The sequence below is a fragment of the Salinimicrobium sp. 3283s genome, from assembly GCF_039602225.1.
Classification (GTDB): domain Bacteria; phylum Bacteroidota; class Bacteroidia; order Flavobacteriales; family Flavobacteriaceae; genus Salinimicrobium; species Salinimicrobium profundisediminis.
On the sequence record NZ_CP143631.1, the window covers coordinates 2,058,530 to 2,079,183 of the forward strand.

The following is a 20,654-nucleotide window of genomic DNA, read 5'->3' on the forward strand; positions in this document are numbered from 1 at the left end:
CACGTTTTTTCCAAAGACCAGATCTAAGTGATTCTGAAATAAATTCAGAATGACGTCTATTTTAGGTTCTATTTTAAACAAGAAATCACCTCGTGACCTACATATCTAAAATACCATTGTCAGCGGGTTATTTTGAAAAAAAAGGATAAGAATTTTTCCAATTGAATATTGTTCTGTTCTTTTTTGCATTGCCCAAAAAAGAACCAAAAAACGCTAGGCTTACGTAAATTGATCTAAATTTTTCGGTCGATGTCTAAATTTTCTGAACTCGCGGGAGAAATTGTAGAACGAGAATAATAAAGAACGCTCAAACAGCATAAAATTTAAACGTCATCTCTCTTCAAATTTCATGATCAATTTTCGATAGGCCGGTAACATGTTTTCCACAATTATTCTCGGGGAGATTCTTTTTTGTAAGTGTAGTGCTCCCCCGGCGTTAAAAATTTTTGAAGCCTTGGAAAAAATTTAGCCGGGGGAGCACGGTTCTAGTTTTGCGGGAGCAAAATTGGAAACACCTATCAAAAAAGTGTCCTTTTTTTGGTTCGTTTTTTTGGACAAGCAAAAAAATGAACAAACATGAATAAAATCGAAATCTTAATGACCGAAGGGAAACTTCTTAATTGCAAATAATTCACAAAGACCTGTTCAGATTGATAAACATGATCAGAGAAAGAAACTTACCTCTCTAAAATGTCATTTCTGAAGGTTCTTTTCGGTGAGGTATTTCCAGTACCGCTTTGGGAGGTGTTGCACATGCAACTTAGAGTTTGCCCTGCTTTTGATGTTTGAGCTGGTAAAATACTGATCCCATAACTGCTGAAAGGCTATTTCTGAAGTGTGAAAAAAAGCCTCGGGTGCGCCTGAAATTCCTATGGCGGGATCGAGATCCAGGGTGATATAATTTATTTCTGAAAGATCCCACGCGATGCCGAAATTCCGTTTTAGATCATAGATGATCCACTTTTGATCTGCATACCGGTTCTTAAAATGGCTTTTTATTAGCGGCAACACGTTGAAATCGGGTTCTATTGCCGCAAAATACACCTGCTCTTTGGTCAGCCTGAATCGCACAAAAGCTTCCATGCGATGTTTCTCCCGGCCGACTTTCTTAGCTGCCTGCGCCACTTTCAGCACTGCAGGATGGGAAAAATCCCGGTCTACAGGCACATTTTCAGCCAGGATATAGCGAATCATACTGAACATGTGCATTTCCATCCCTGAAATTTCACTCAGAAAAGCCCATTTTAGGTCCCGAAGCCCGGCGGGAGAAGCTTTTTTCTTCATGGACCTCCATACGCGTTTGGCCTTTTCAGGCTCTGTGATCACCTCCTTTGATTCTGAAAATAGTTGTTGGCCCGGCTGCGCTCCCGGCGGTTTTACATCCACAACTTTCAGCTTTTCTTCGTAGGCGGTGAACACGCAGCAAAGAAAACCTTCCAGCGTGCCGTCATAAGTAAGTACTGCCTGCTGTTCCATCTAAAAAAGGCTTAACTGGGTTCCGATCTCCTTCCTGAACTTTCCGGAAGAGGTTTTTAAAATGACATTTTTGAGATACTCGCTGGAAGGTTCTTTCACTTCAAATTCGCGGGAGTCGCAGGTGATGAAATGTTTCGCCCGGTTCATGGCGATCCCGATATTCTTCAAGTGTTCCCAATTGAGTTTCCGGAATTTCCTCGCCTGCAGGATCTTGTTGACCGATTTTAATCCGATACCGGGAATGCGCAAAAGCAATTGCTTTTCTACCCGATTGATATTCACCGGAAACAAATGCCGGTTTCGCAGCGCCCAACTGAGTTTTGGATCTACTTCGAGGTCGAGATTGAGGTGCTGCTCATTCAGCAGCTCCCGAATATCAAAGCCGTAGAAGCGCAGCAGCCAGTCGGTCTGGTACAGCCGGTTCTCCCGCAACAGCGGCACCTGAGAATTCAAAGCCGGCAACCGCGGATCTTCAGCCACCGGCACGTATCCCGAATAATAAACCCGCTTCATGTTGTACTTCTTATAAAAAAAGTTGGCCGAATACATGATGTCGCGATCGCTTTCGCCCGAGGCGCCTATGATCATCTGCGTGCTTTGTCCCGCCGGGGCATATTTTGGGGTGCTTTTTATAAGCCGGCTTTCCTGTTTGTACTGGATGATCTCATTTTTCACCTTTTCCATCGGCTTCATGAAATCTTCATGCTTTTTGTCGGGTGCCAGGAGCTTGAGTCCGCTTTTGGTGGGGATCTCGATGTTGACGCTCAGCCGATCGGCATAGAGTCCGGCTTCGCGCATGAGTTCGTCGCTGCCACCGGGAATCGACTTCAGGTGGATATAGCCATTGAAATTCTCTTCCAGCCGCAGCTTTTTCGCCACCTGGATAAGGCGTTCCATAGTATAATCGGCATCTCTAAAGATCCCGGAACTCAGGAAAAGACCTTCAATATAATTACGCCGGTAAAAATGAATGGTGAGATCAACCACTTCCTGCACCTTAAAAGCAGCACGTTTTACGTCATTACTCTTGCGGGTCACGCAGTAGGCGCAGTCAAAAATACAGTGGTTGGTGAGCAGGATCTTGAGCAGGGAAACGCAGCGGCCATCTTCGGTGTAGGAATGGCAAATGCCCATGCCCGAGGAATCTCCCAGGCCATTGGTGGTGTTTTTGCGTTTGCTTCCGCTGGAAGAACAGGACACATCGTATTTTGCTGCATCGGCCAGGATACTTAGCTTCTCTTTTATTCTCTCATAATCCATGCTGAAGACTTTCAGCAAAAATAGGAAAATATCCTATTTATAGGAATTATTCCGCGTAATTAAAAAATTGGATCGCTTCGCTGCAAGAATTTGGAACCAGGGCTTGAGTTTGAGATGAAAATCCACCACCACCTTTTTTAAATTGCCTAACCATGTTTTTCTCATGGGCGTGACTTCGAGCCTGCCTGATACAGGCAGGTGATTTTTATGAGCTGGAGCGACGGGAAATCGTATCGGGAAGAAAGCCGTCCACTTAGCCACTGTTCTTGATACAAATCTACCCTTGCTATTGCAGTCAAAGATTTACCCGGTTCTCGATACATTTTTCACCATGCTCCCGCATGGCGAAAAACACTCGAACTGACGGGGAACTGCAAATTGTAGATCTGTTTATTATTCATTGATCATTCACTCAAACAACTTCAGAATAAGGATTAATGCAACTTACCTCTCAAAAATGGCATTTCTAAAAGCTTTTTTCTGAAAGAAATTCCGCTTAAACCTTGAACATTAAACCTTAGACCTTAAACCTTTTAAAGTTGTCCCACGGCATCGAGCAAGCCTTCACACAGGCCTTTCCAGGCGTAGTTCCAGAAAGACTTGTTTTTGGTACGCTCTACCCGCACATCCTGGCCGCCGCCTTCATCGGGTTCCTGTTCGTTATCTACAAAGAGGTTGGCAATAGCACTTAAAAAGCCTTTTTTCTCCTTCTCTTTATTAACCAGTTCCACTTTAAATTCGTCATATTCCATTCTGAAATCGCCTTGCAGCACATCGTCATTTCCGTAGAAATTAAAGTAGACGCTATTTACCGTTCCACGGGCACGGGCATTGAGGGAAGGAATAAGAAAAGGGTCCAGGGCCTCACCTTCGAGGGTGCCAAAGTTGCCTGAGATCTGAAATTTGTCCTGAGGATTAAAAACAGGGAAGGTCCAGTCAATACTGACAGGGGTGCCTTGCATAAAATCGGCATTGGCAGTTATTTTAAGTTGAGTATCGAGCTCCTTTAGGTTGTGGAGATCATTTATTTCGCCATTAACAGCAGCAAAGCGGACTATAGCGGGCTTCTCTGCGCCCTCTACCTGCTCTTCATACACAATCTCGCTGTTTTTCACCTCTACCTTCTCAAAATTGAGAAAAATAGGTGCCTCCCGCAACATCTTACTGTAAAGCGGCTTCTCATTTGGATAATCGGCTACCAGTTTGTTCCTGTAAATATCAAGCTGAGCCCGGGCCACGGTCATTTTTGGATTTCGAAGGTACAAAGAGTCATTCCGCATCTCAAAATTAAGACTGTCGAGCGTGATCTTTTCTACATCAAGCCTCACGTAGTCTTTTTCGTAAGGGATCCTTTGCACAAATTCTTCGCGGGTAAAGAGGGAACGGATCTTAAAATCGGAAATATCTATCTGCCCATTCTGTGCTGAAACACTTCCCACATCAATGTAGTGCTCTGGATTCATCCTCAGATAAAGTGTATCGAGTTCAAGCTGATAATTTTTGAGACCCGAGAGCTGCATTCCCGATTTAATATCTTCAACCCGGGCAGTTGGGATATGAGCATACATAGTAGCCGCAGCAGTATCGGAAGGTTGTTTACTAAAACTGCCATTTTTGACCCGTAGATTCTTTACATGTACCTGCTGTTGCGCCGAAGATTTCTTTGCAGAAGTATCTTTAGGAAAGAAGGTAAGCGAGGGGGAGATGATCTCAAATTCATCTACCTCGATATTGTTATTGAATAAATATTCGGTGTACGAAAGTCTGTTTACTTTAACTTTATCAATGCTCCCCGCAAACCTGCGTTCATCCAGCTTCAGGTTCTCTACGCTGAACCTATTAAGAAAGATATTTACTGAAAGATCGTTGTAACCCGAAGCCTGCAGTTTCTCATCAAGCTGCTGCTCAATGCTGTTCTTTACGTATAGATTTGCCAGAAACAGCAGAAGAATAATCCCTGCCACACCCGCACCGATCCAGATAATTGTTTTTTTCTTGCTCACGCTTTTTTTGTTTAAGATAGTATTTTTCCTTCAAACACCTGTTAACACTACTTCAGGAGAAAACAGACTATGTTTTACCATCTTAAAAAGCGGGTACAATTGTTAAGATTTTGCTGTAAGATTCCACTTACATTTTCTTAATTCTTCACAACTTTGGTTCGGGAATGTTACTTCGCTGTTAATTCTTTATTAATCAACATTTTATTAGAACATTTTTAACACTTCAAGTCTTAATTTAGGCCCTGTAAGAAGAAAACTAACTAAAATATAATCAGCCATATGACATCATTTCAACCCTCTCAAATCATAGAACAATTCAAGAATTTTATACACGATAGTTGTGCTACTTGTGAAACTGAAATGGATAAATACAGCTCTCTTCACAAGGGGATCATTAAAATGTATTTTGGGGCCCGTCGTGTAGAGATAGATTATAAGCAACAACTTATTAAAGCTGAGATTCCTATGGCTCCGCATCAATACACTACAGTAAATTTTGAGTGCCAGGACCTGGACAGGTTCCTTTCTTCCTGCCTCAAAAATGACAAAAGAAGCCTGAATTTTTATCAGAGCTCATTAAACTACTACAACCATACCCCGAAAGCACTTTCCCAGGTTGCTTAGTGAAATGTTGAAATGCGGTTTATGAATTTAGCTTCGGAATTTTCCGGAGCTTTTTTTTGCTGAAAAGAATTTGCTGACAGAAGAGAGGTTGACATCAACCTTGTTTAGCTGGGTATTTTTCAATTACCGAAATATCAATGCAATAAAAAAGCCGACTCGTTAAAGTCGGCTTTTCTCAGTCTGTGCGGGCGAAAGGACTCGAACCTTCACACCTTGCGGCACTAGATCCTAAGTCTAGCGTGTCTACCAATTCCACCACGCCCGCGTTGGTAATTTCAATAAGATTGCTTGTTGTAAGCGGATGCAAATATAAGCATAAGTTTGAATCTGCAAATGGAAAAATAAAAAAATTCTCCGTTAGGGAGAATTTTTTTTATTTAGTATTGAGTAATTAGTACTGAGTATTGAGATGTCTTCCCGCTAACTACTCAGTACTAATTACTCAATACTATTTTTTACCTTTACTCTTTACCAAAATTATACACATGCAAGACATTAAAAAATATGTGGAAGCGAATAAACAGCGGTTCATTGACGAACTCGTGGAGCTGCTAAAAATCCCTTCCATTAGTGCCGATTCCAAATACAAGAAAGATCTACTAAAAACTGCCGAAGCTGTTAAACAAAGCCTGCTAGACGCTGGTTGCGATGTGGCCGAAATCCATGAAACTCCCGGTCATCCCGTTGTTTTTGGAGAAAAGATCATTGATAAGAACCTGCCCACAGTGCTCGTGTATGGTCATTACGACGTCCAGCCGCCAGATCCTGTTGAACTATGGGAGAGTCCGCCGTTTGAGCCGGTGATAAAAAACACAGAAATTCATCCCGAAGGTGCCATTTTTGCCAGGGGAGCATGTGACGATAAAGGCCAGATGTACATGCACGTAAAGGCATTGGAATACATGACCAAAAATGATAAACTTCCCTGCAATGTGAAGTTCATGATTGAAGGGGAAGAAGAAGTGGGTAGTGAAAACCTTGGCTGGTTCATTGAGAAGAACAGGGAAAAACTGCAGAACGATGTGATCCTTATTAGTGATACCGGGATGATTGCCAAAGATGTGCCATCTATCACCACAGGACTCCGCGGCCTCAGTTATATGGAAGTGGAAGTGACCGGCCCCAACCGCGACCTTCACAGCGGACTATACGGGGGAGCGGTAGCAAACCCCATTAATGTGCTTTCAAAAATGATCGCTTCTCTACAGGATGAGAACAACAGGATCACCGTTCCGGGATTTTATGACAATGTAAAGGAGTACAGCGAAGCTGAAAGGGGAAAAATGGCCGAGGCTCCTTTTGATCTTGAAGCTTACAAGAAGAAACTCAATATTGAAGATGTTCATGGAGAAGAAGGTTTCAGCACCCTGGAACGGGCTTCTATTCGCCCAACATTAGATGTGAACGGAATTTGGGGAGGCTACACTGGCGAAGGTGCAAAAACAGTATTGCCATCAAAAGCCTATGCTAAAATTTCTATGCGTCTGGTAAGTGATCAGGACTGGAAAAATATAAGTCAATTGTTTACCAAACATTTTGAGAGCCTCGCCCCAAAAAGTGTAAAGGTAAAAGTGACTACTCACCACGGCGGGCAGGCCTATGTTACTCCTATAGACACACTCGAATATCAGGCGGCCAATGATGCTTACGCCGAAGTCTTCGGAAAGGATCCAATCCCGCAGCACAGCGGTGGAAGTATTCCTATAGTTGCCCTGTTTGAGAAAGAACTGAAAAGTAAAACTATCCTGATGGGCTTTGGGCTGGATACAGATGCGATCCATTCCCCGAATGAACACTTCGGAATCTGGAATTACCTTAAGGGAATTGAAACCATTCCGTACTTCTACAAGCACTTCACTAAACTGAAGCAGGCAGAGAAGTAGCAGTATACACGGCACGGACTGCAAATCCGCGCCAAACGGAATATATAAAACCTAACAGGTCTCAAAGACCTGTTAGGTTTAAATACAAAAAGGCCTCACAGTTTTGAAAACTTGTGAGGCCTTTGTATATGTTGTAAAAGCGCAGATCTTCTGCGACTTCTGTATTTATGTCTTCTTAACGAACTTTGTAAGGATCACGATCTGTTGACCTTCTACCTTACCTTCAATCTGCTCCGGATTGTCGTGAACTAAAGAAACTCTTCGTACCGCCGTACCCCGTTTTGCCACAAGACTGGAGCCACGCACCGGCAGATCTTTAATCAATACCACGGTATCCCCGGCTTCTATAGTTACACCATTAGAATCCTTGTGAACCACCCCTCCAGAAGTTTCTCCTGTAGCCTGTCCGGCTTTTGCCCATGCCAGCTGCTCCTCTTCCATGTACATCATATCAAGCAGGTCTTGCGGCCAGCCTTCGCCCTTTAAACGGTTTAACATACGCCATGCCATGACCTGTACAGCAGGTACTGTACTCCACATGCTGTCATTAAGACATCTCCAATGGTTGGGGTCGGCCTTTCCAGGATCTTCTATTTGCTCTTTACAGGTAGCACAAACAAGTATATGGTGTTCGCTACCTTCAGGAGAATCGGGAATTTCATATACCTCAAGATCATTGGTAGACGTACAAAGTTCACATTGCGAGGAACTTCTTTGAAACAGGTCTTGTTCTAAGCTCATTTTAAGGAAATTTTAAGACAAAGGTAGCATTTTCTGTAGTTTAAGAATGCCAGCTTCAGGCTTTCCTGAAATTATTCTCTTCTGCTGAAACCTTTGATAAAGCTTCAGAAAAAATATTTATTTCAGAAGCCTTTATTTAGATCTTGTTCCGCCTGAAATTAGGCAGGTTCATCTGAATTACTGCGATAAGTATAAGAGCAATACCCGCCCATTGATAGAGATTTACTGTTTCACTCAACAGGAAGTACGCCATAAGAACCGCTGCCGGTAACTCGATTGAAGAGACTATGGCGCCAAGGCCCACTCCTGTTTTAGGCATTCCCTGGGTGTAAAGAATGGGAGGAAGAATAGTTCCAAAAATGGCAAGAATCAATCCCCATTTCTGAAATATCTGCAGGTTAAATTGTTCTATTAAAAAAGGAAAGGAAATGATCCCGACAATAAGAGTTCCTCCAACCATCATCCAAAGGCTTCTCCTTAAAGGGTGTAGTTGTAATGAAACAGTATTTGAGGTGTAGATAGTCACGGTATAAGACATTGCGGCAAGCAGCCCCCAGCCCATTCCTCTCCAGTCCAGCTGAAAAGAATCGGTCATTAAGTTGGTCGCAAGTACCGTCCCGGCAAGGATGGCAACTACAGCAAATACCTTTTTGGCTCCAGGAATTTTCTTTTCAAGGATAGCTTCCAGCACTACACCCATCCAAACACTTTGCATTAAAAGAACAATGCCAATAGATACCGGGATATACTTAGCTGCCAGATAATAAAAAGTACTGGTAAGGCCCAGCGAAGTCCCTGCGGCAACAAGTTTCAATATACTTTTAGATCTATTCTGAACGGGGGCAGCTGCTTTTTTCTTCCCAATAAAAAGGTTGATAATAAGTAATCCCACAAGGCCCAGAGCCATTTGGGCAAAAGTGATCTCATGAGAGGTGTATCCTTCGGCATAGGCCATTTTTACGAAGGTAGTTAGCATTCCATAGCTAATCGCCCCAAGTGCAACAAAAAGGCTGCCTTTAAGTAAAGAGTTGTTCATAAATAGAGGTTGCAGAACGTCTGCAGATGATTTTAAGGATTGGATTTTATTCAGAAAAATCCTGTGTTAAGAAAGAATTTTTGCGGGTGCAAAAGTAGGTTATTTCCACGAAGTGGGAAAAGATTTTTTGGAATGTGATTTAGCTGCAGGATTTATAGCTTTATAAAGAGCCGCCATCATATTTAAGTACTAGACCTCACAGGTTTTTGAAACCTGTGAGGTCTTTAAAAGATTACTTCAAACTCCTTTCAATATAAGCATCCATCCTTTGCTCCAGAATAGGTAATGTCACCGTTCCCTGTTCCAGGATCACCTCATGGAAATCCCGAATATTGAAATTGGTTCCCATCGCTTCTTCAGCTTTTTTGCGGAGTTCCCGGATCTTCATCTCACCAATTTTATAAGAAACTGCCTGCCCCGGCCACGAGATATACCGGTCTACTTCGGTATTAATGTTGTGCATGGAAAGTGCAGTGTTGGCGCGAAGAAATTCCACTGCCTGTTCTCGCGTCCAGCCCATCACATGAATGCCAGTATCGACTACGAGTCGGCCGGCGCGCCATTGTTCATAAGTGAGTTTGCCGAAGCGCTCATAAGGAGTTGTGTAAATGCCCATTTCTTCTGCCAGGCTTTCAGAATAAAGGCCCCAGCCCTCTCCAAAAGCCGATAAATAGAAGTTCCTTCTAAACTTCGGAATACTATCTCCCAGCTCCCCGTTTAAGGAGATCTGCAGGTGATGGCCGGGCACTGCTTCATGGGCAGTCAACGCCGGCAGCACGTACAGGGGCCGGTTTGAAAGATTGTAAGTATTTACCCAATAATACCCCGGTTCGGTATCATCGCCGCCTCCAACATAACGCCCGGTAGTGTATTTTGGCGCAATGGCGTCGGGTACTGGAGCTACTCCATAAGGCTTCCGCGGCAGGGTTTTAAAGAACTTTGGTAGCTGGGCATCAATGCGTTTTGAAATATCCCTCGCTTCTTTTAGCAGCTCCTCTCCGGTTTTAGCATAAAACTGCTCGTCTGTCCGAAGGAAGTGGATAAAATCTTCAAAACTGCCTTCAAAACCTACTTCTGAAATGATCTTTTTCATCTCGGCATTGATCCGCGCCACTTCTTCCAGGCCTTTTTGATGGATCTCTTCTGCGGAAAGATCCAGGGTGGTATAGTAATTCAGGCGATTTTGATAATATTTGCTGCCTCCGGGAATTTCTGAAACTCCAATAGATTCTCTCGCCGCCGGAAGGTATTCTGTTTCAAAAAAGGCTTTTACACGCCTGAATTGCGGGATCACATTTTTAGAAACTGCAATTTCAGCCGCAGCTAAAACTGAATCTTTTTGCTGCTGATTCAGAATAGGTGGAAGCTTCAAAAATGGCGAATAGTAGTAACTTTTTTTAGGATCATCAACAATCTGGTCATTATATGTAGCCTCATATCCCTTAAAAATTACCGCAGGCTGTAAATTGCCTTTTTGGATCCCCTTCCGCAGCAATACCAGGTGTTGATCTACATAAGCGGGAATCGCATTGAGCTTGTTCAGGTAATCCTTTACCTGTGTGTAGGTGCTAAAATCCCTCACGTGATACGGCAGGCTCACATGAAAACCGGCATCAGAAAGCAACGGATTCAAATAAGCCTCGTATTCATAAAAATCGACAGTTTCCTGAAGATCATATCGCAACAATTCCGCAGAGATCTCTTCAGTTTCAGAAAGCTGCTCTTTATTGATCTCTTCGAGCTCCTAAAGGAGCTCCCGGGCAAATTCGGCCTCTTTTTTATATAATTCTTCTGTAAAAAGTCCCAGCGGATTGGCCTGTCGGTCATATGCTTTGTGCTCATCAACCTTTTCTATCACCTGCTTTAATGCTTCGGAAGAATTCTGACTTTGTACTTGAAAACTTACAAGGAGAAGAAATGTTAGGTTCCAAAAAAGGTATTTCATGATGACATTTTTGATGAATGATAAATATAAAGTTTTCAGGAAATCTCACTCCTGAAGTTAATTGCCTTTGATGCGCTCCCAAAGATCTATAAGGATCTGTTTTCCATCTTCCGGGCGCTTGGGCTCTTCTTCGGCTGTTACGCTGCCATCTTCCAGAATTAATTTATAGCTGAAAGCAAAATTTGAATCTTCAGCTGAAGGATTAAGTTTTCCGAAGCGCAGATCGTTAAAGTAAAGGAACCCATCTTTCTCGGAGATACTGTACCAGCCATTGGTGATGCTTATTAAACGCTGCACATTTTTGTCATTTTTGAGACTCCCCAGGTAATGATGGTTCTTTGGCACCGATTCAAAGCGTATCATCTCGTCATCAAAAAAGGAATAATAGCCAATGAGAAAATCTTCTTCGGCCTCCACATTAGCTGACCATAGCACGGTATTGAGCGGAGTGGGGCGCGTATCGATGCGGGAGTAAAATATGCCCTGCTGCTCTAAATCTTCTACAAACTGTTGGTGAGCAATAAACTTCAGGAATAACGTGAGCATGAGGTAGGTTGTACTCACAATCAAACCAAGGCGATTGAATTTTGCCCTTTTTGGATCCTCTTTTTTACGCCGCATGGCGAGAATAAGAAAAACCAGGAAAGGCAGGGTGTATAAGGGGTCAATCACGAAAATACTCTTAAACGCCAGCCGAATGTCGTGCGGCCAGAACAACTGCGTGCCCCAGGTGGTAAAAGAGTCGAGGAGGGGATGTGTAAACAAGCCCCAGAACATGAGCCATGACCAGCCTTTCCAGCCAACGCCACTCTTTCGTTCTATCTTTGAAATGAGCCACCCAAAAAGTGGTGAAGCCAACACAGCAAAAAAGATGGAATGTGTTAATCCGCGATGGACCTCAATTGCGGTTATTGTGTCGGTGAAATTGCTCGCAAGCGCATCGAGATCGGGGATGGTTCCTGCAATTGCGCCGTAAAGCATCGCCTTATTCCCGACTTTCCTGCCCAAAACAGCTTCGCCCACCGTGGCACCGAGTACTATTTGAGTTAATGAATCCACTTTTTAAAGGTATAATGTATATTGAATATTGTATATGGAATAATGTATATTGATTGAGATCCTGCGAACTTTGTTTTCTGAAGCGTAATTTTCCTTTGGGGTTAGGGGCTAATCCACAATTTCATTTTTTCCAAATTTCAAATTTGAATTCCAGCACGGATTGCAAATCCGCGCCAACTTCTAAATTCGTACTTCTAAAGTCTAACTTCAATCGACAATTTCCATTTTCTTCAGCAGGAAAGAAGCATTCATATTCTGGCAGATGCCCTTTTTGAAGCGGTAATCAAAATTAAGTTCGTCGTTGATGATCTCTGCATCAAAATAGTAGTTTTTCACCTGTGGTAATTCTTCAGAAACTTCACAAAGGCTAAGATCATGGGTGGCAATGATTCCGGTAGAGTTGGAGCCAACCAGCTTTTCTATGAACTTTCGGGAACCAATGGCTTTATCGGTGCTGTTTGTTCCCTTCAGGATCTCATCGAGAATGATGAAATATTTATCGGTCTTTATCTCGTCTACCACGAACTTCAGCCGCTTTAATTCCGAAAAGAAATAGGATTCATCATCTGTAAGTGAATCTGTAGTGCGCATACTGGTGATGAGTTTTATTGGTGTGTAGTGGCAGGCAGTGGCACAAACCGGAAGCCCCACATTTCCCATAAGGATCTGCAAACTTACAGTCCTCAAAAAGGTGCTTTTCCCGGCCATATTTGCACCGGTAATGATGAAGAACTGCTCTTTTTCGATAGAAAAATCATTGGCTATTCGTTTCTCTGGATCCAATAATGGATGCGCCAGCTGAGTGGCTTCAGAAATATGGGAATCGTGGTGCAGTTCAGGAAAAACGTAAGACGGGTGATTAAAGGCGAAGTTTCCGAAGGAATTGTAGGCATCCAGAAATTCTATAGCCCGAAACCATTTTTGAACCACCTGCCCGTGTTCCTTTATCCACTGCTCCAGCTTCCAGGAATAGCGCAGGTCCCACAGCAGGAAACCGTTGCCAAACACCCCAAAGATCATGTTGTTTCGCTGATCAAGGGAATCGATGGACCTGGAAAACTTCTTAAGAATGGCGGAAGCCTTTTGCTTTTCGGAAGCTATTTCTTCTTTGTTCCTCTTCAGTAATTCTGAATGAAATGTCGTGTTCTCAATTAACGCCAGTAGCTGATAATACTGATGGAAGGTATCCTGCACTTTGCTTACACTGGTAGAGAGCAGGTTGATACGCTTCAGGAAAAATCCGGTAATGAGCAGCCCCGCGAAGAACCAGAGTGCGAGTTCGATTCCGCCGATAAAGTCGAGAAAAAAGGCTGTTATTACTACCCCTGAAATAGTGGAGAAAACCAGGGGCAACCACTTCATAAATTTGGGTACAAAGTTCCTGTAGTTGTTGAGCCACCCGGTGATGGTGGCGGTACGGGTTTCCGTTTTTACTAAAGTAGCAAGAGCAGAGAAATTCTGCCGCCAGTCGGCTTTTTCAGCAAGTTCCTTTATTGCTTCCTGCTTCAGTTCAATCTGATTTATATCATTAGAAAGCAGCAGCTGTGCCAGTTTCTCCTTGCCTTCAATTAAAGTAGAGCGGTTAAGGTACTGGAAAAAAGAAGCCCTTCCGAAGAGATCGATATCCTGACTGTATGGATGCAGCGGATCTGCAAATTCATCTCCTGTTGGCAGGTTGTGAAAATTCCGCTTAAGCACTTCAAGTTCGGTCTCATTGATCTTTATCAATTCTCTGAATTTATCCCGCTCGTACCGCAAATCGGAATGCCGGGAAACCAGGAACACAAAAATGGCAATCCCCACCAGCAGGGATGCCACAACGGCTGTCGCATTTCCCCAAAAAGCATAGACTGCAAAAGCGATTGCCAGGAATACCAGGAAGCGCAACAAGCTTGAAAGACCCAATTTTCTTGAAGCTGCATGAAGCTGTGTGCGGTATTTTTCTATTTGAGCTTTGTAAAAAGTTGCGGGTTGCTGTGTCATTTAATTTATAGGTTTTGTAATTCCTGCTGAAGTTTCTTTGTGAGGCCCAATACTACAAGCAGGTAAGAATGATCTATTAACTCACGCACCAGTTGCGGCGGAAGACTTTCTACCTGAAGGCTGTTCCAGTGCTTTTTGTTCATATGATAAGCGCCTTCAATGTAATCTGGGTATTCATCTCTTAAAGTAAGCGCTTTTTCGGGATCGCACTTGAGGCTCACCTTAAATGGAACACTTTCTAAAGCGGCAAGCGCAAACATCTTACCCATTACTTTAAAAACAAGGGCATCGGGGCCAAAAGGCAACTCCTCGGTGACGCCTTTCTTCGCCAGGCAATAATTTCTGAAGCTATCTACGTCCATAGCTCAAAGATAAGAAATCAGGAAAGCTGATCATCTTCTTTCTGGGCCTTTCCAATAGTACCGAGATGAGTGTACCGGAAACCCTGCTTGTATTTGAGACCGTAGCCCAGCATCCGGTCAAAAGCGGCATGTGAGAACATGATCACGCCGATGAGCTGCAACACCGGCAGAAGAAAAAAGGATCCGGCAAGATAGATCGCAATGGCCACAGCTTTGTGATGAAAAAGGTTGTACACAAAAGCTCCGGCTCTGTTTCCAAAAGCGTAGCCAATCATACCAAGATCGGGCGCCAAAAAGAGGGCTAAAAACCACCACCACTGGTAATGCAGAAAACTAAAAACATAGATACCAAGGAGCAGCATAGCCAGCTCCTCCAGCTTTAAAGTTGTTTTCATATCTGCTCAGGTTTGTAAAGCACGGGCCTTGATGGTGCAGCATCGTTCTCAAAAGAAGCAGGCTGCAGGTTTAGAAAATAAAAACCATCCTCAATTCGCGAAGGCACGTAAACCAGCTCGGTGATTGTAGCTTCAAATCGTGTGTTCTTAGGGTAATTCCAGAAGGCTTTATGAGCCAGTAATTTTCCGCCGTCCTCTTCCCTGTCTACAGAAGGCAGGTCGATCAACAGATGCTGCACTCCGCACTCCCGAAGGTAAACCGCGGCTTCTTCCTTCAGGTAAGGCCAGTTGGTGTGAGAGTAATGTTTGCTGCGCTTTGCAATGCTGTTTGGCAGCGTACGTATCACAACCGCCTGCGCCTCTCCCTCTCTAAAATGTGCTTTTAGCTGCTCTTTTGTAATCATCTCATCTCCATCTGACTTTACCGGCTCTACAGAGATTAATTTAGCTGAAAAAAAGAAGGTTTTAAGGCTTTCATTGATCCCATGATATTCCGAAGTAATATGACCTACACACTCAGTATGGGTGGTATGCCCATGCGGATTGAAATAAATGTTATTGAAGTTTACCGATCCGCCTTTGCTTACCTTTCCAACCCAGTTTCCCTCCTGCACGGGCTGAATCCTGGGGGCTTTTAAATACCACGCCACCGGATTCTTGTCATCACCCCGTAAACTAAGGGAAATATCCAGGGGCTTGGAGAAGTCGATGGTATAGTTGGTTTGATTATGTCTTAGTATCGCCTGCATGCTTGAAAATATGGAACCAAAGATAGCAGGATATTTGCGGTTTTTGAAGATGGAATTGAATGGGTTAACAGGTTTTTGTGAAAGATTTCCACCCTAATATTTAATACCTGTAAAATGTCTTTACCCAAATATTCGACCCCGATGGGGTCGTGTATTACGTGGGGAATATGTTTTGTGTGTATTCATGAATTTTTTGGGCTATAAACATCGGACCCCTTCGGGGTCCTTTTTTGTTGATTATAATCACTTCGGGATTTGTGATTTTTTGGGGTGCAATAGGAATCCCTTCGGGATTCAATGTTCATAACAAAATGTTGGTGGAATATTCGACCCCGATGGGGTCGTACAACCCGCATTGCAACATCATAAACATCGGACCCCTTCGGGGTCCTTTTTTGTTGATTATAATCCCTTCAGGATTTATGATTTTTTGGGGTGCAATAGGAATCCCTTCGGGATTCAATGTTCATAACAAAATGTTGGTGGAATATTCGACCCCGATGGGGTCGTACAATTCGCATTGCATTGCAACATCATAAACATTGGATCCTTAGGGTACTTTTTTATGGATTATAATCCCTTCGGGATTTATAATTTTTTGGGGTAGAATAGGAATCCCTTCGGGATTCAATGTTTATAACAAAATGATGGCGATTATTCGACCCCGATGGGGTCGTACAATCCGCACCGCAACATCATAAACATCGGATCCCCCTTCAGGAGCCTTTTTTATGAAAAATGTGTTGAGGCACAATCACAATACAAATCAATTTTCTACCCAAAATAATTCAGAAGCTATCCCGTCGCTTAAGAATTTGCCTTTTTTGGAAACCTGGAGCCGGTTGTTATGCCATTCAAGTAGCTTATCTTCAATTAGCCCCGTAGCTTCACGAAGCAGGTAATCCTTATATTTTTTTCCGAAGCTCCTTTCTACCTCATCTACAGCAATGCCCCATTTGGTGCGGAGCCTGGTCATTACCAGTTCGTTGTATCTATCTGAGATTGACAGCTTCTCAATCTCTGCCGGAATTTCCCCTTTTTGAAGACTTTTAATGTAGAGCGTATTATTGCTGATGTTCCACTTGCGGTGAAAACCGTCAAAGGAATGTGCCGAAGGACCAATGCCCAGGTAAGGCTTTCCAAACCAGTAAGCGGTATTATTGCGGGAAAAGAATCCGGGTTTCCCGAAATTGGAGAATTCGTAGTTGTCAAAGTTGGCAGCCGACAAAGTTTCGATCATGATCTCGTACTGCTCTTTGGCCAGTTCTTCCTCTACGGGCGCTACCTTTCCTTTTTCGATCATGCTTTTTAAAGCAGTTTTGGGCTCGACAGTCAATGCGTAACTGGAAATATGCGGCACTTCAAGATCCAGTGCAATTTGCAGATTCTCTTTCCACCGCCTATTGCTCATGCCGGGAATCCCGTAGATAAGATCAATAGAAATATTCCCGAAATACTGTTTCGCCAGTTTTATGGATTCCAAAGCTTCTTCAGCATTATGGGCGCGGTTCATAAGCTTCAGGTCTTCTTCAAAAAAAGACTGCACTCCTATACTCAGCCGGTTTATAGTAGAAGCTGCAAGCATCTTCAGCTTTTCTTCAGAAAGATCATCGGGATTTGCTTCAAGGGTAATTTCAGCATTCTCTACTACAGAATAATTGCTGTGAATCACATCAAATATCTGCTGCAATTCTTCCGCAGACAACAGGGACGGAGTGCCGCCACCAAAGTAGATGGTCTCCACGTTTCCAGAAACTTCCTCCTTCCGCAGCAATAATTCCTTGCAAATCGCCTCCACCATCTCGGGCTTCTTCTTTACCGAAGTCGAGAAATGAAAGTCACAGTAGTGACAGGCTTGTTTGCAAAAGGGTATGTGTATATACATCAATTAGCAATTAACAATAATCAATTATCAGAAGATAATTAGAAATCAAAAATGACAAGTTATCAGGGTATCTTGGAGAGATCACTATACTACTTGTTCATTCTGGTCTTTTTTAAAATGCTAAACATTATTCTCGAAAGTTCATCAGCTTTCTCAAACATGTCCTGGAATTCTTCGGCCTCAATATAATTGGTAGCTTCAAACAACCTAAGCCAGAATTTAGTCTCAAGACTTTCTTTGTATGCTATCGAAACCTTGGAAGAAAAATCTGCAGTTGATATAGCTCCATTAGCTTCGGCAACATTTGCTCCTATGGAAGTGCCGGATCTAAGAAATTGCTTTGGCAGTACATATTCTTTTTCTTCCTTAATGATCTTTTTATAAAGCTTCACGGTCTTAACCGCAAAATCAAAGGATTTCTCATCCAGAACATTCTCTTTTCTTTCCATGACAAAACTTTTTGATTATTGCTAATTGATCATTGTTTATTGAGTTTATTTGGATTTTGCTTTACAAAAGCTTCCCACCCGGTGTAGCTTTTCCCAACTTCCACCTTCCCCGAGTTATAGAAGTGGCAAACTGCAGCTGCGAGTCCGTCGGTGGCATCGAGGTTCTTGGGCAGGGATTTGAGGGAAAGCAGGCTTTGAAGCATTCCGGCGACCTGTTCTTTGCTGGCGTTTCCGTTTCCGGTGATGGCCATTTTTATCTTTTTTGGAGAGTATTCTGTAACCGGAACCTCCCGGCTAAGACCTGCTGCCATTGCTACTCCCTGTGCGCGCCCCAGCTTAAGCATAGATTGCACATTTTTTCCGAAGAAAGGAGCCTCAATAGCGATCTCATCTGGGTTCCAGGTATCGATGAGTTCTACAGTGCGTTCAAAAATTAATTTAAGTTTTATATAAGGATCATTGTACTTTTGGAGCTCGAGCTCGTTGAGCTGGAGAAAAGACATTTTCTTGTTCACTACCTTAATAAGCCCAAAGCCCATTATGGTAGTGCCGGGATCAATGCCTAAAATGATTTTTTCAGTATTCAAAAGCTTCGTAATATTGTAGGTTCAAACCAGCCGGTGATATAATGCCGGAAATTTCCGGTTCTTAAATAAATTCATGCGAATAACCTCGCACAAAGCTAATCAATTCTTCTCACTAGTTCTCAAAGTACTGGTGGTATTGGCCGCAGTATCATTTATTTGGTATAAAGTGACCAACGATGAAGCAATGGACTTTGATCGCTTCGTTGATATTCTTAATGATTACAGGATCTTTTCCTTTTCCAACATCGTGATTTTGGTTATTCTCACTGTCTTAAACTGGTATTTTGAGATCTTAAAATGGCAGACCTTAAGCAGTCATGTGCGCGAGAATTCCTTTAAAGCCGCCATGCGAGAGAGCCTTGCCTCTTTCACGGCAGCCATATTTACTCCCAGCCGCATCGGGGAATATGGCGCCAAGTGCCTTTACTATACCCGGGCAGCCTGGAGAAAGATTATCTTTTTGAACTTTTTGGGAAATACCGCCCAACTATTTGCCACCTATTTCTTTGGGATTGCAGGCCTGTTGTTTCTCATCACTTCGCTGGACCTTGCCCTGCCCATATTCAATATTATTATGGTGTCGGGCCTTTTATTTGCGCCGTTTATCATCTATGTGGTGATGAAAAAATTCCGGATTCGAATTAAAGGCTACTCCATTCAACGTTTGGAAGAATCCTTTCACAACGTTTCAGAAAAAATAAGGTGGAAAACCCTCCTTTTTGCCAGTATAAGGTTTTTGATCTTCACCCATCAATTCTATTTTTTGCTGCTGGAATTCAAAGTAGACGTGACTTACCCTTTACTTATCTCGGCCGTTTTTAGCACGTATATCCTGGCATCCATTATCCCTACTATGATCATTTTTGACGCCTTCATAAAAGGCGGATTTGCGGTATGGATCTTCGGAATGTTACAGGTGCCCCAAATTATTGTACTCACTATCGTGCTCACGGTTTGGATACTTAACTTCGGGCTTCCCGGTCTTGCCGGAAGTTACTACGTGCTCAGGTATAAAAAAGCCAAACACGCCGTAGCATGATCATCGCGGCCGTGATCATCACGCTGCTTTATGTGCTGGCAACGCTCTTCCTGCTCTACGGATTTTCGAAGGTCAAAAATTTCTACGGAAGTGATTCGGTTCCAAAAATCAGTTTTTCCATAGTCGTTCCTTACCGGAATGAAGCTGAAAACCTTCAGCTTTTGTTTAAATCTCTACTGAAGCTGAAGTATCCGGCAGAAATGTTTGAGATCATTGCCGTGAACGATGCTTCAGAAGATACTTCGGAAGCGATTTGGGAGCAATTTCAGAAGCAAAATCCTCAACTCCGCCTGAAGCTGTTGCAGAACCGCCGAAAATCGGGCAGCCCCAAAAAGGATGCACTTGCCCTGGCAATTGCAGGTGCGGCCAACGATTATATCCTAACCACCGATGCCGATTGTGAGTTGCCGCCCCACCTGCTGGCCCTTTACAACGCCCATATACTTGAGAGTGGCGCAGCAGCTGTTGCCGCCCCGGTCGCGATAAAAACTGAAGGCTCAAAAATGACATTTTTGAAAGGTTTTCAGGAAGTAGATTTCTTCAGCTTACAGGCAGCTACCATTGGAGGTTTTGGTGTTGATATTCCATTTATGTGCAACGGTGCAAATTTTTGCTATTCAAAAAAGGCATTTTTGAAGGTCGGCGGATTTGAAGGCAATGCTGAGGTGGCCAGTGGGGACGATATTTTTTTGCTGGAAAAATTTCAGAAAGAAGGACTAAAAACGGCATTTTTGAAGAGTGCAGGGGCAGTTGTATTCACAGTACCTGCCTCTTCCTGGAAGCAGTTGTTCTATCAACGGGTGCGATGGGCTGCAAAGACTTCAGCTTACCAGAAGTTATTCCCAAAAAGCCTGGGTTTACTCGTGTTTCTTATGAATTTATTGATCGTGACCCTTAGTTTGCTCGTGTTAGTGGGAATTGAAACTCCAACCTTGCTGTTGATGGTCTTCCTGGTTAAATTTAATGTAGATTTTTACCTTATTTACAGCAGCGCCAAACTTTTTGGAAGGGAAAGGGGCATGAAAATGTACTTTTTGAGCAGTATACTTTATCCTTTTTTTAGCAGTGGCGTGGCGATATTTTCCCTTTTTTCGGGTTATGATTGGAAGGGGCGGCATTTTAAAAAGTAAAGCTCCCCTTGATTTTTTATTATATTTATTTCAAGTGAAACCACGAAA

17 protein-coding genes, 1 tRNA gene and 1 pseudogene are annotated in these 20,654 nt (G+C 43.1%); 4 read left to right on the forward strand and 15 right to left on the reverse strand.

Annotated features, from left to right (window positions below):
- Positions 1-693: 693 nt before the first annotated feature.
- From VS868_RS09110 to VS868_RS09120, 3 genes are all read right to left on the reverse strand, one after another.
- Positions 694-1,476, reverse strand: coding sequence for a TIGR03915 family putative DNA repair protein (locus VS868_RS09110; RefSeq protein WP_345596903.1), 783 nt, complete (start codon positions 1,474-1,476; stop codon positions 694-696).
- Positions 1,477-2,736 carry a putative DNA modification/repair radical SAM protein gene (locus VS868_RS09115; RefSeq protein WP_345596904.1) on the reverse strand — a complete coding sequence of 420 codons (1,260 nt, stop codon included), beginning with the start codon at positions 2,734-2,736 and terminating at the stop codon, positions 1,477-1,479.
- A gap of 533 nt (positions 2,737-3,269) precedes the next feature.
- Entirely contained in the window at positions 3,270-4,739 is a 1,470-nt protein-coding gene (locus VS868_RS09120; protein ID WP_345596906.1) for a hypothetical protein, read from the reverse strand.
- Positions 4,740-5,018: 279 nt separating this feature from the next.
- Between VS868_RS09120 and VS868_RS09125 the strand changes: the two genes are divergently transcribed.
- Positions 5,019-5,363: a hypothetical protein gene (locus VS868_RS09125; protein WP_266067928.1), complete on the forward strand. Its 345-nt coding sequence runs from the start codon at positions 5,019-5,021 to the stop codon at positions 5,361-5,363.
- Between the two features lie 183 nt (positions 5,364-5,546).
- Here VS868_RS09125 and VS868_RS09130 read toward each other — a convergent pair.
- Positions 5,547-5,628, reverse strand: a tRNA-Leu gene (locus tag VS868_RS09130).
- 220 nt (positions 5,629-5,848) lie between these two features.
- On the opposite strand from VS868_RS09130, the gene VS868_RS09135 reads away from it, so the two are divergent.
- Positions 5,849-7,246, forward strand: a complete 1,398-nt coding sequence (locus VS868_RS09135; RefSeq protein WP_266067927.1) for a dipeptidase — start codon at positions 5,849-5,851, stop codon at positions 7,244-7,246.
- A gap of 165 nt (positions 7,247-7,411) precedes the next feature.
- Here VS868_RS09135 and VS868_RS09140 read toward each other — a convergent pair whose 3' ends face one another.
- The 11 genes and pseudogenes from VS868_RS09140 to ruvC all read right to left on the reverse strand — a co-directional run bounded on the left by VS868_RS09140 (position 7,412) and on the right by ruvC (position 18,437).
- Entirely contained in the window at positions 7,412-7,987 is a 576-nt protein-coding gene (locus VS868_RS09140) for a PhnA domain-containing protein (protein WP_345596907.1), read from the reverse strand.
- 136 nt (positions 7,988-8,123) lie between these two features.
- Positions 8,124-9,023: a DMT family transporter gene (locus tag VS868_RS09145; protein ID WP_345596909.1), complete on the reverse strand. Its 900-nt coding sequence runs from the start codon at positions 9,021-9,023 to the stop codon at positions 8,124-8,126.
- 232 nt (positions 9,024-9,255) lie between these two features.
- Positions 9,256-10,968 (reverse strand): annotated as a pseudogene (locus VS868_RS09150) (DUF885 domain-containing protein).
- Between the two features lie 57 nt (positions 10,969-11,025).
- Positions 11,026-12,027: a metal-dependent hydrolase gene (locus VS868_RS09155; protein ID WP_345596910.1), complete on the reverse strand. Its 1,002-nt coding sequence runs from the start codon at positions 12,025-12,027 to the stop codon at positions 11,026-11,028.
- 207 nt (positions 12,028-12,234) lie between these two features.
- Positions 12,235-14,010, reverse strand: coding sequence for a DNA mismatch repair protein MutS (locus VS868_RS09160; protein ID WP_266069446.1), 1,776 nt, complete (start codon positions 14,008-14,010; stop codon positions 12,235-12,237).
- 5 nt (positions 14,011-14,015) lie between these two features.
- Positions 14,016-14,372 (reverse strand): MmcQ/YjbR family DNA-binding protein, encoded by a 357-nt coding sequence (locus tag VS868_RS09165; protein ID WP_345596915.1) that lies wholly within the window; start codon positions 14,370-14,372, stop codon positions 14,016-14,018.
- Between the two features lie 17 nt (positions 14,373-14,389).
- Positions 14,390-14,767, reverse strand: a complete 378-nt coding sequence (locus VS868_RS09170) for a DUF4260 domain-containing protein (protein WP_345596918.1) — start codon at positions 14,765-14,767, stop codon at positions 14,390-14,392.
- Entirely contained in the window at positions 14,764-15,516 is a 753-nt protein-coding gene (locus tag VS868_RS09175; protein ID WP_266069443.1) for a cyclase family protein, read from the reverse strand. The genes VS868_RS09170 and VS868_RS09175 overlap by 4 nt, the downstream gene beginning before the upstream one ends.
- Before the next feature lie 766 nt (positions 15,517-16,282).
- Positions 16,283-17,401 carry a radical SAM family heme chaperone HemW gene (gene hemW / locus VS868_RS09180; RefSeq protein ID WP_345596921.1) on the reverse strand — a complete coding sequence of 373 codons (1,119 nt, stop codon included), beginning with the start codon at positions 17,399-17,401 and terminating at the stop codon, positions 16,283-16,285.
- An 89-nt stretch (positions 17,402-17,490) separates the two neighbouring features.
- Positions 17,491-17,850, reverse strand: coding sequence for a four helix bundle protein (locus VS868_RS09185; protein WP_345596923.1), 360 nt, complete (start codon positions 17,848-17,850; stop codon positions 17,491-17,493).
- A gap of 29 nt (positions 17,851-17,879) precedes the next feature.
- On the reverse strand, positions 17,880-18,437 hold the full coding sequence (gene ruvC / locus VS868_RS09190; RefSeq protein ID WP_266069437.1) for a crossover junction endodeoxyribonuclease RuvC: 558 nt from the start codon (positions 18,435-18,437) through the stop codon (positions 17,880-17,882).
- A gap of 73 nt (positions 18,438-18,510) precedes the next feature.
- Here ruvC and VS868_RS09195 point away from each other — a divergent pair, with 73 nt between their 5' ends.
- Positions 18,511-19,476: a hypothetical protein gene (locus VS868_RS09195; protein WP_345596926.1), complete on the forward strand. Its 966-nt coding sequence runs from the start codon at positions 18,511-18,513 to the stop codon at positions 19,474-19,476.
- On the forward strand, positions 19,473-20,606 hold the full coding sequence (locus VS868_RS09200; RefSeq protein WP_345596928.1) for a glycosyltransferase: 1,134 nt from the start codon (positions 19,473-19,475) through the stop codon (positions 20,604-20,606). The genes VS868_RS09195 and VS868_RS09200 overlap by 4 nt, the downstream gene beginning before the upstream one ends.
- Positions 20,607-20,654: the final 48 nt, after the last annotated feature.

What these genes read in the sequence shown, in the direction of transcription:
- VS868_RS09110 (WP_345596903.1), bottom strand. Translation starts at nt 1,476, where the DNA reads ATGGAACAGCAGGCAGTACTTACTTATGACGGCACGCTGGAAGGTTTT.
- VS868_RS09115 (WP_345596904.1), bottom strand. Translation starts at nt 2,736, where the DNA reads ATGGATTATGAGAGAATAAAAGAGAAGCTAAGTATCCTGGCCGATGCA.
- VS868_RS09125 (WP_266067928.1), top strand. Translation starts at nt 5,019, where the DNA reads ATGACATCATTTCAACCCTCTCAAATCATAGAACAATTCAAGAATTTT.
- VS868_RS09135 (WP_266067927.1), top strand. Translation starts at nt 5,849, where the DNA reads ATGCAAGACATTAAAAAATATGTGGAAGCGAATAAACAGCGGTTCATT.
- VS868_RS09140 (WP_345596907.1), bottom strand. Translation starts at nt 7,987, where the DNA reads ATGAGCTTAGAACAAGACCTGTTTCAAAGAAGTTCCTCGCAATGTGAA.
- VS868_RS09145 (WP_345596909.1), bottom strand. Translation starts at nt 9,023, where the DNA reads ATGAACAACTCTTTACTTAAAGGCAGCCTTTTTGTTGCACTTGGGGCG.
- VS868_RS09160 (WP_266069446.1), bottom strand. Translation starts at nt 14,010, where the DNA reads ATGACACAGCAACCCGCAACTTTTTACAAAGCTCAAATAGAAAAATAC.
- VS868_RS09165 (WP_345596915.1), bottom strand. Translation starts at nt 14,372, where the DNA reads ATGGACGTAGATAGCTTCAGAAATTATTGCCTGGCGAAGAAAGGCGTC.
- VS868_RS09170 (WP_345596918.1), bottom strand. Translation starts at nt 14,767, where the DNA reads ATGAAAACAACTTTAAAGCTGGAGGAGCTGGCTATGCTGCTCCTTGGT.
- VS868_RS09175 (WP_266069443.1), bottom strand. Translation starts at nt 15,516, where the DNA reads ATGCAGGCGATACTAAGACATAATCAAACCAACTATACCATCGACTTC.
- hemW (WP_345596921.1), bottom strand. Translation starts at nt 17,401, where the DNA reads ATGTATATACACATACCCTTTTGCAAACAAGCCTGTCACTACTGTGAC.
- VS868_RS09185 (WP_345596923.1), bottom strand. Translation starts at nt 17,850, where the DNA reads ATGGAAAGAAAAGAGAATGTTCTGGATGAGAAATCCTTTGATTTTGCG.
- VS868_RS09195 (WP_345596926.1), top strand. Translation starts at nt 18,511, where the DNA reads ATGCGAATAACCTCGCACAAAGCTAATCAATTCTTCTCACTAGTTCTC.
- VS868_RS09200 (WP_345596928.1), top strand. Translation starts at nt 19,473, where the DNA reads ATGATCATCGCGGCCGTGATCATCACGCTGCTTTATGTGCTGGCAACG.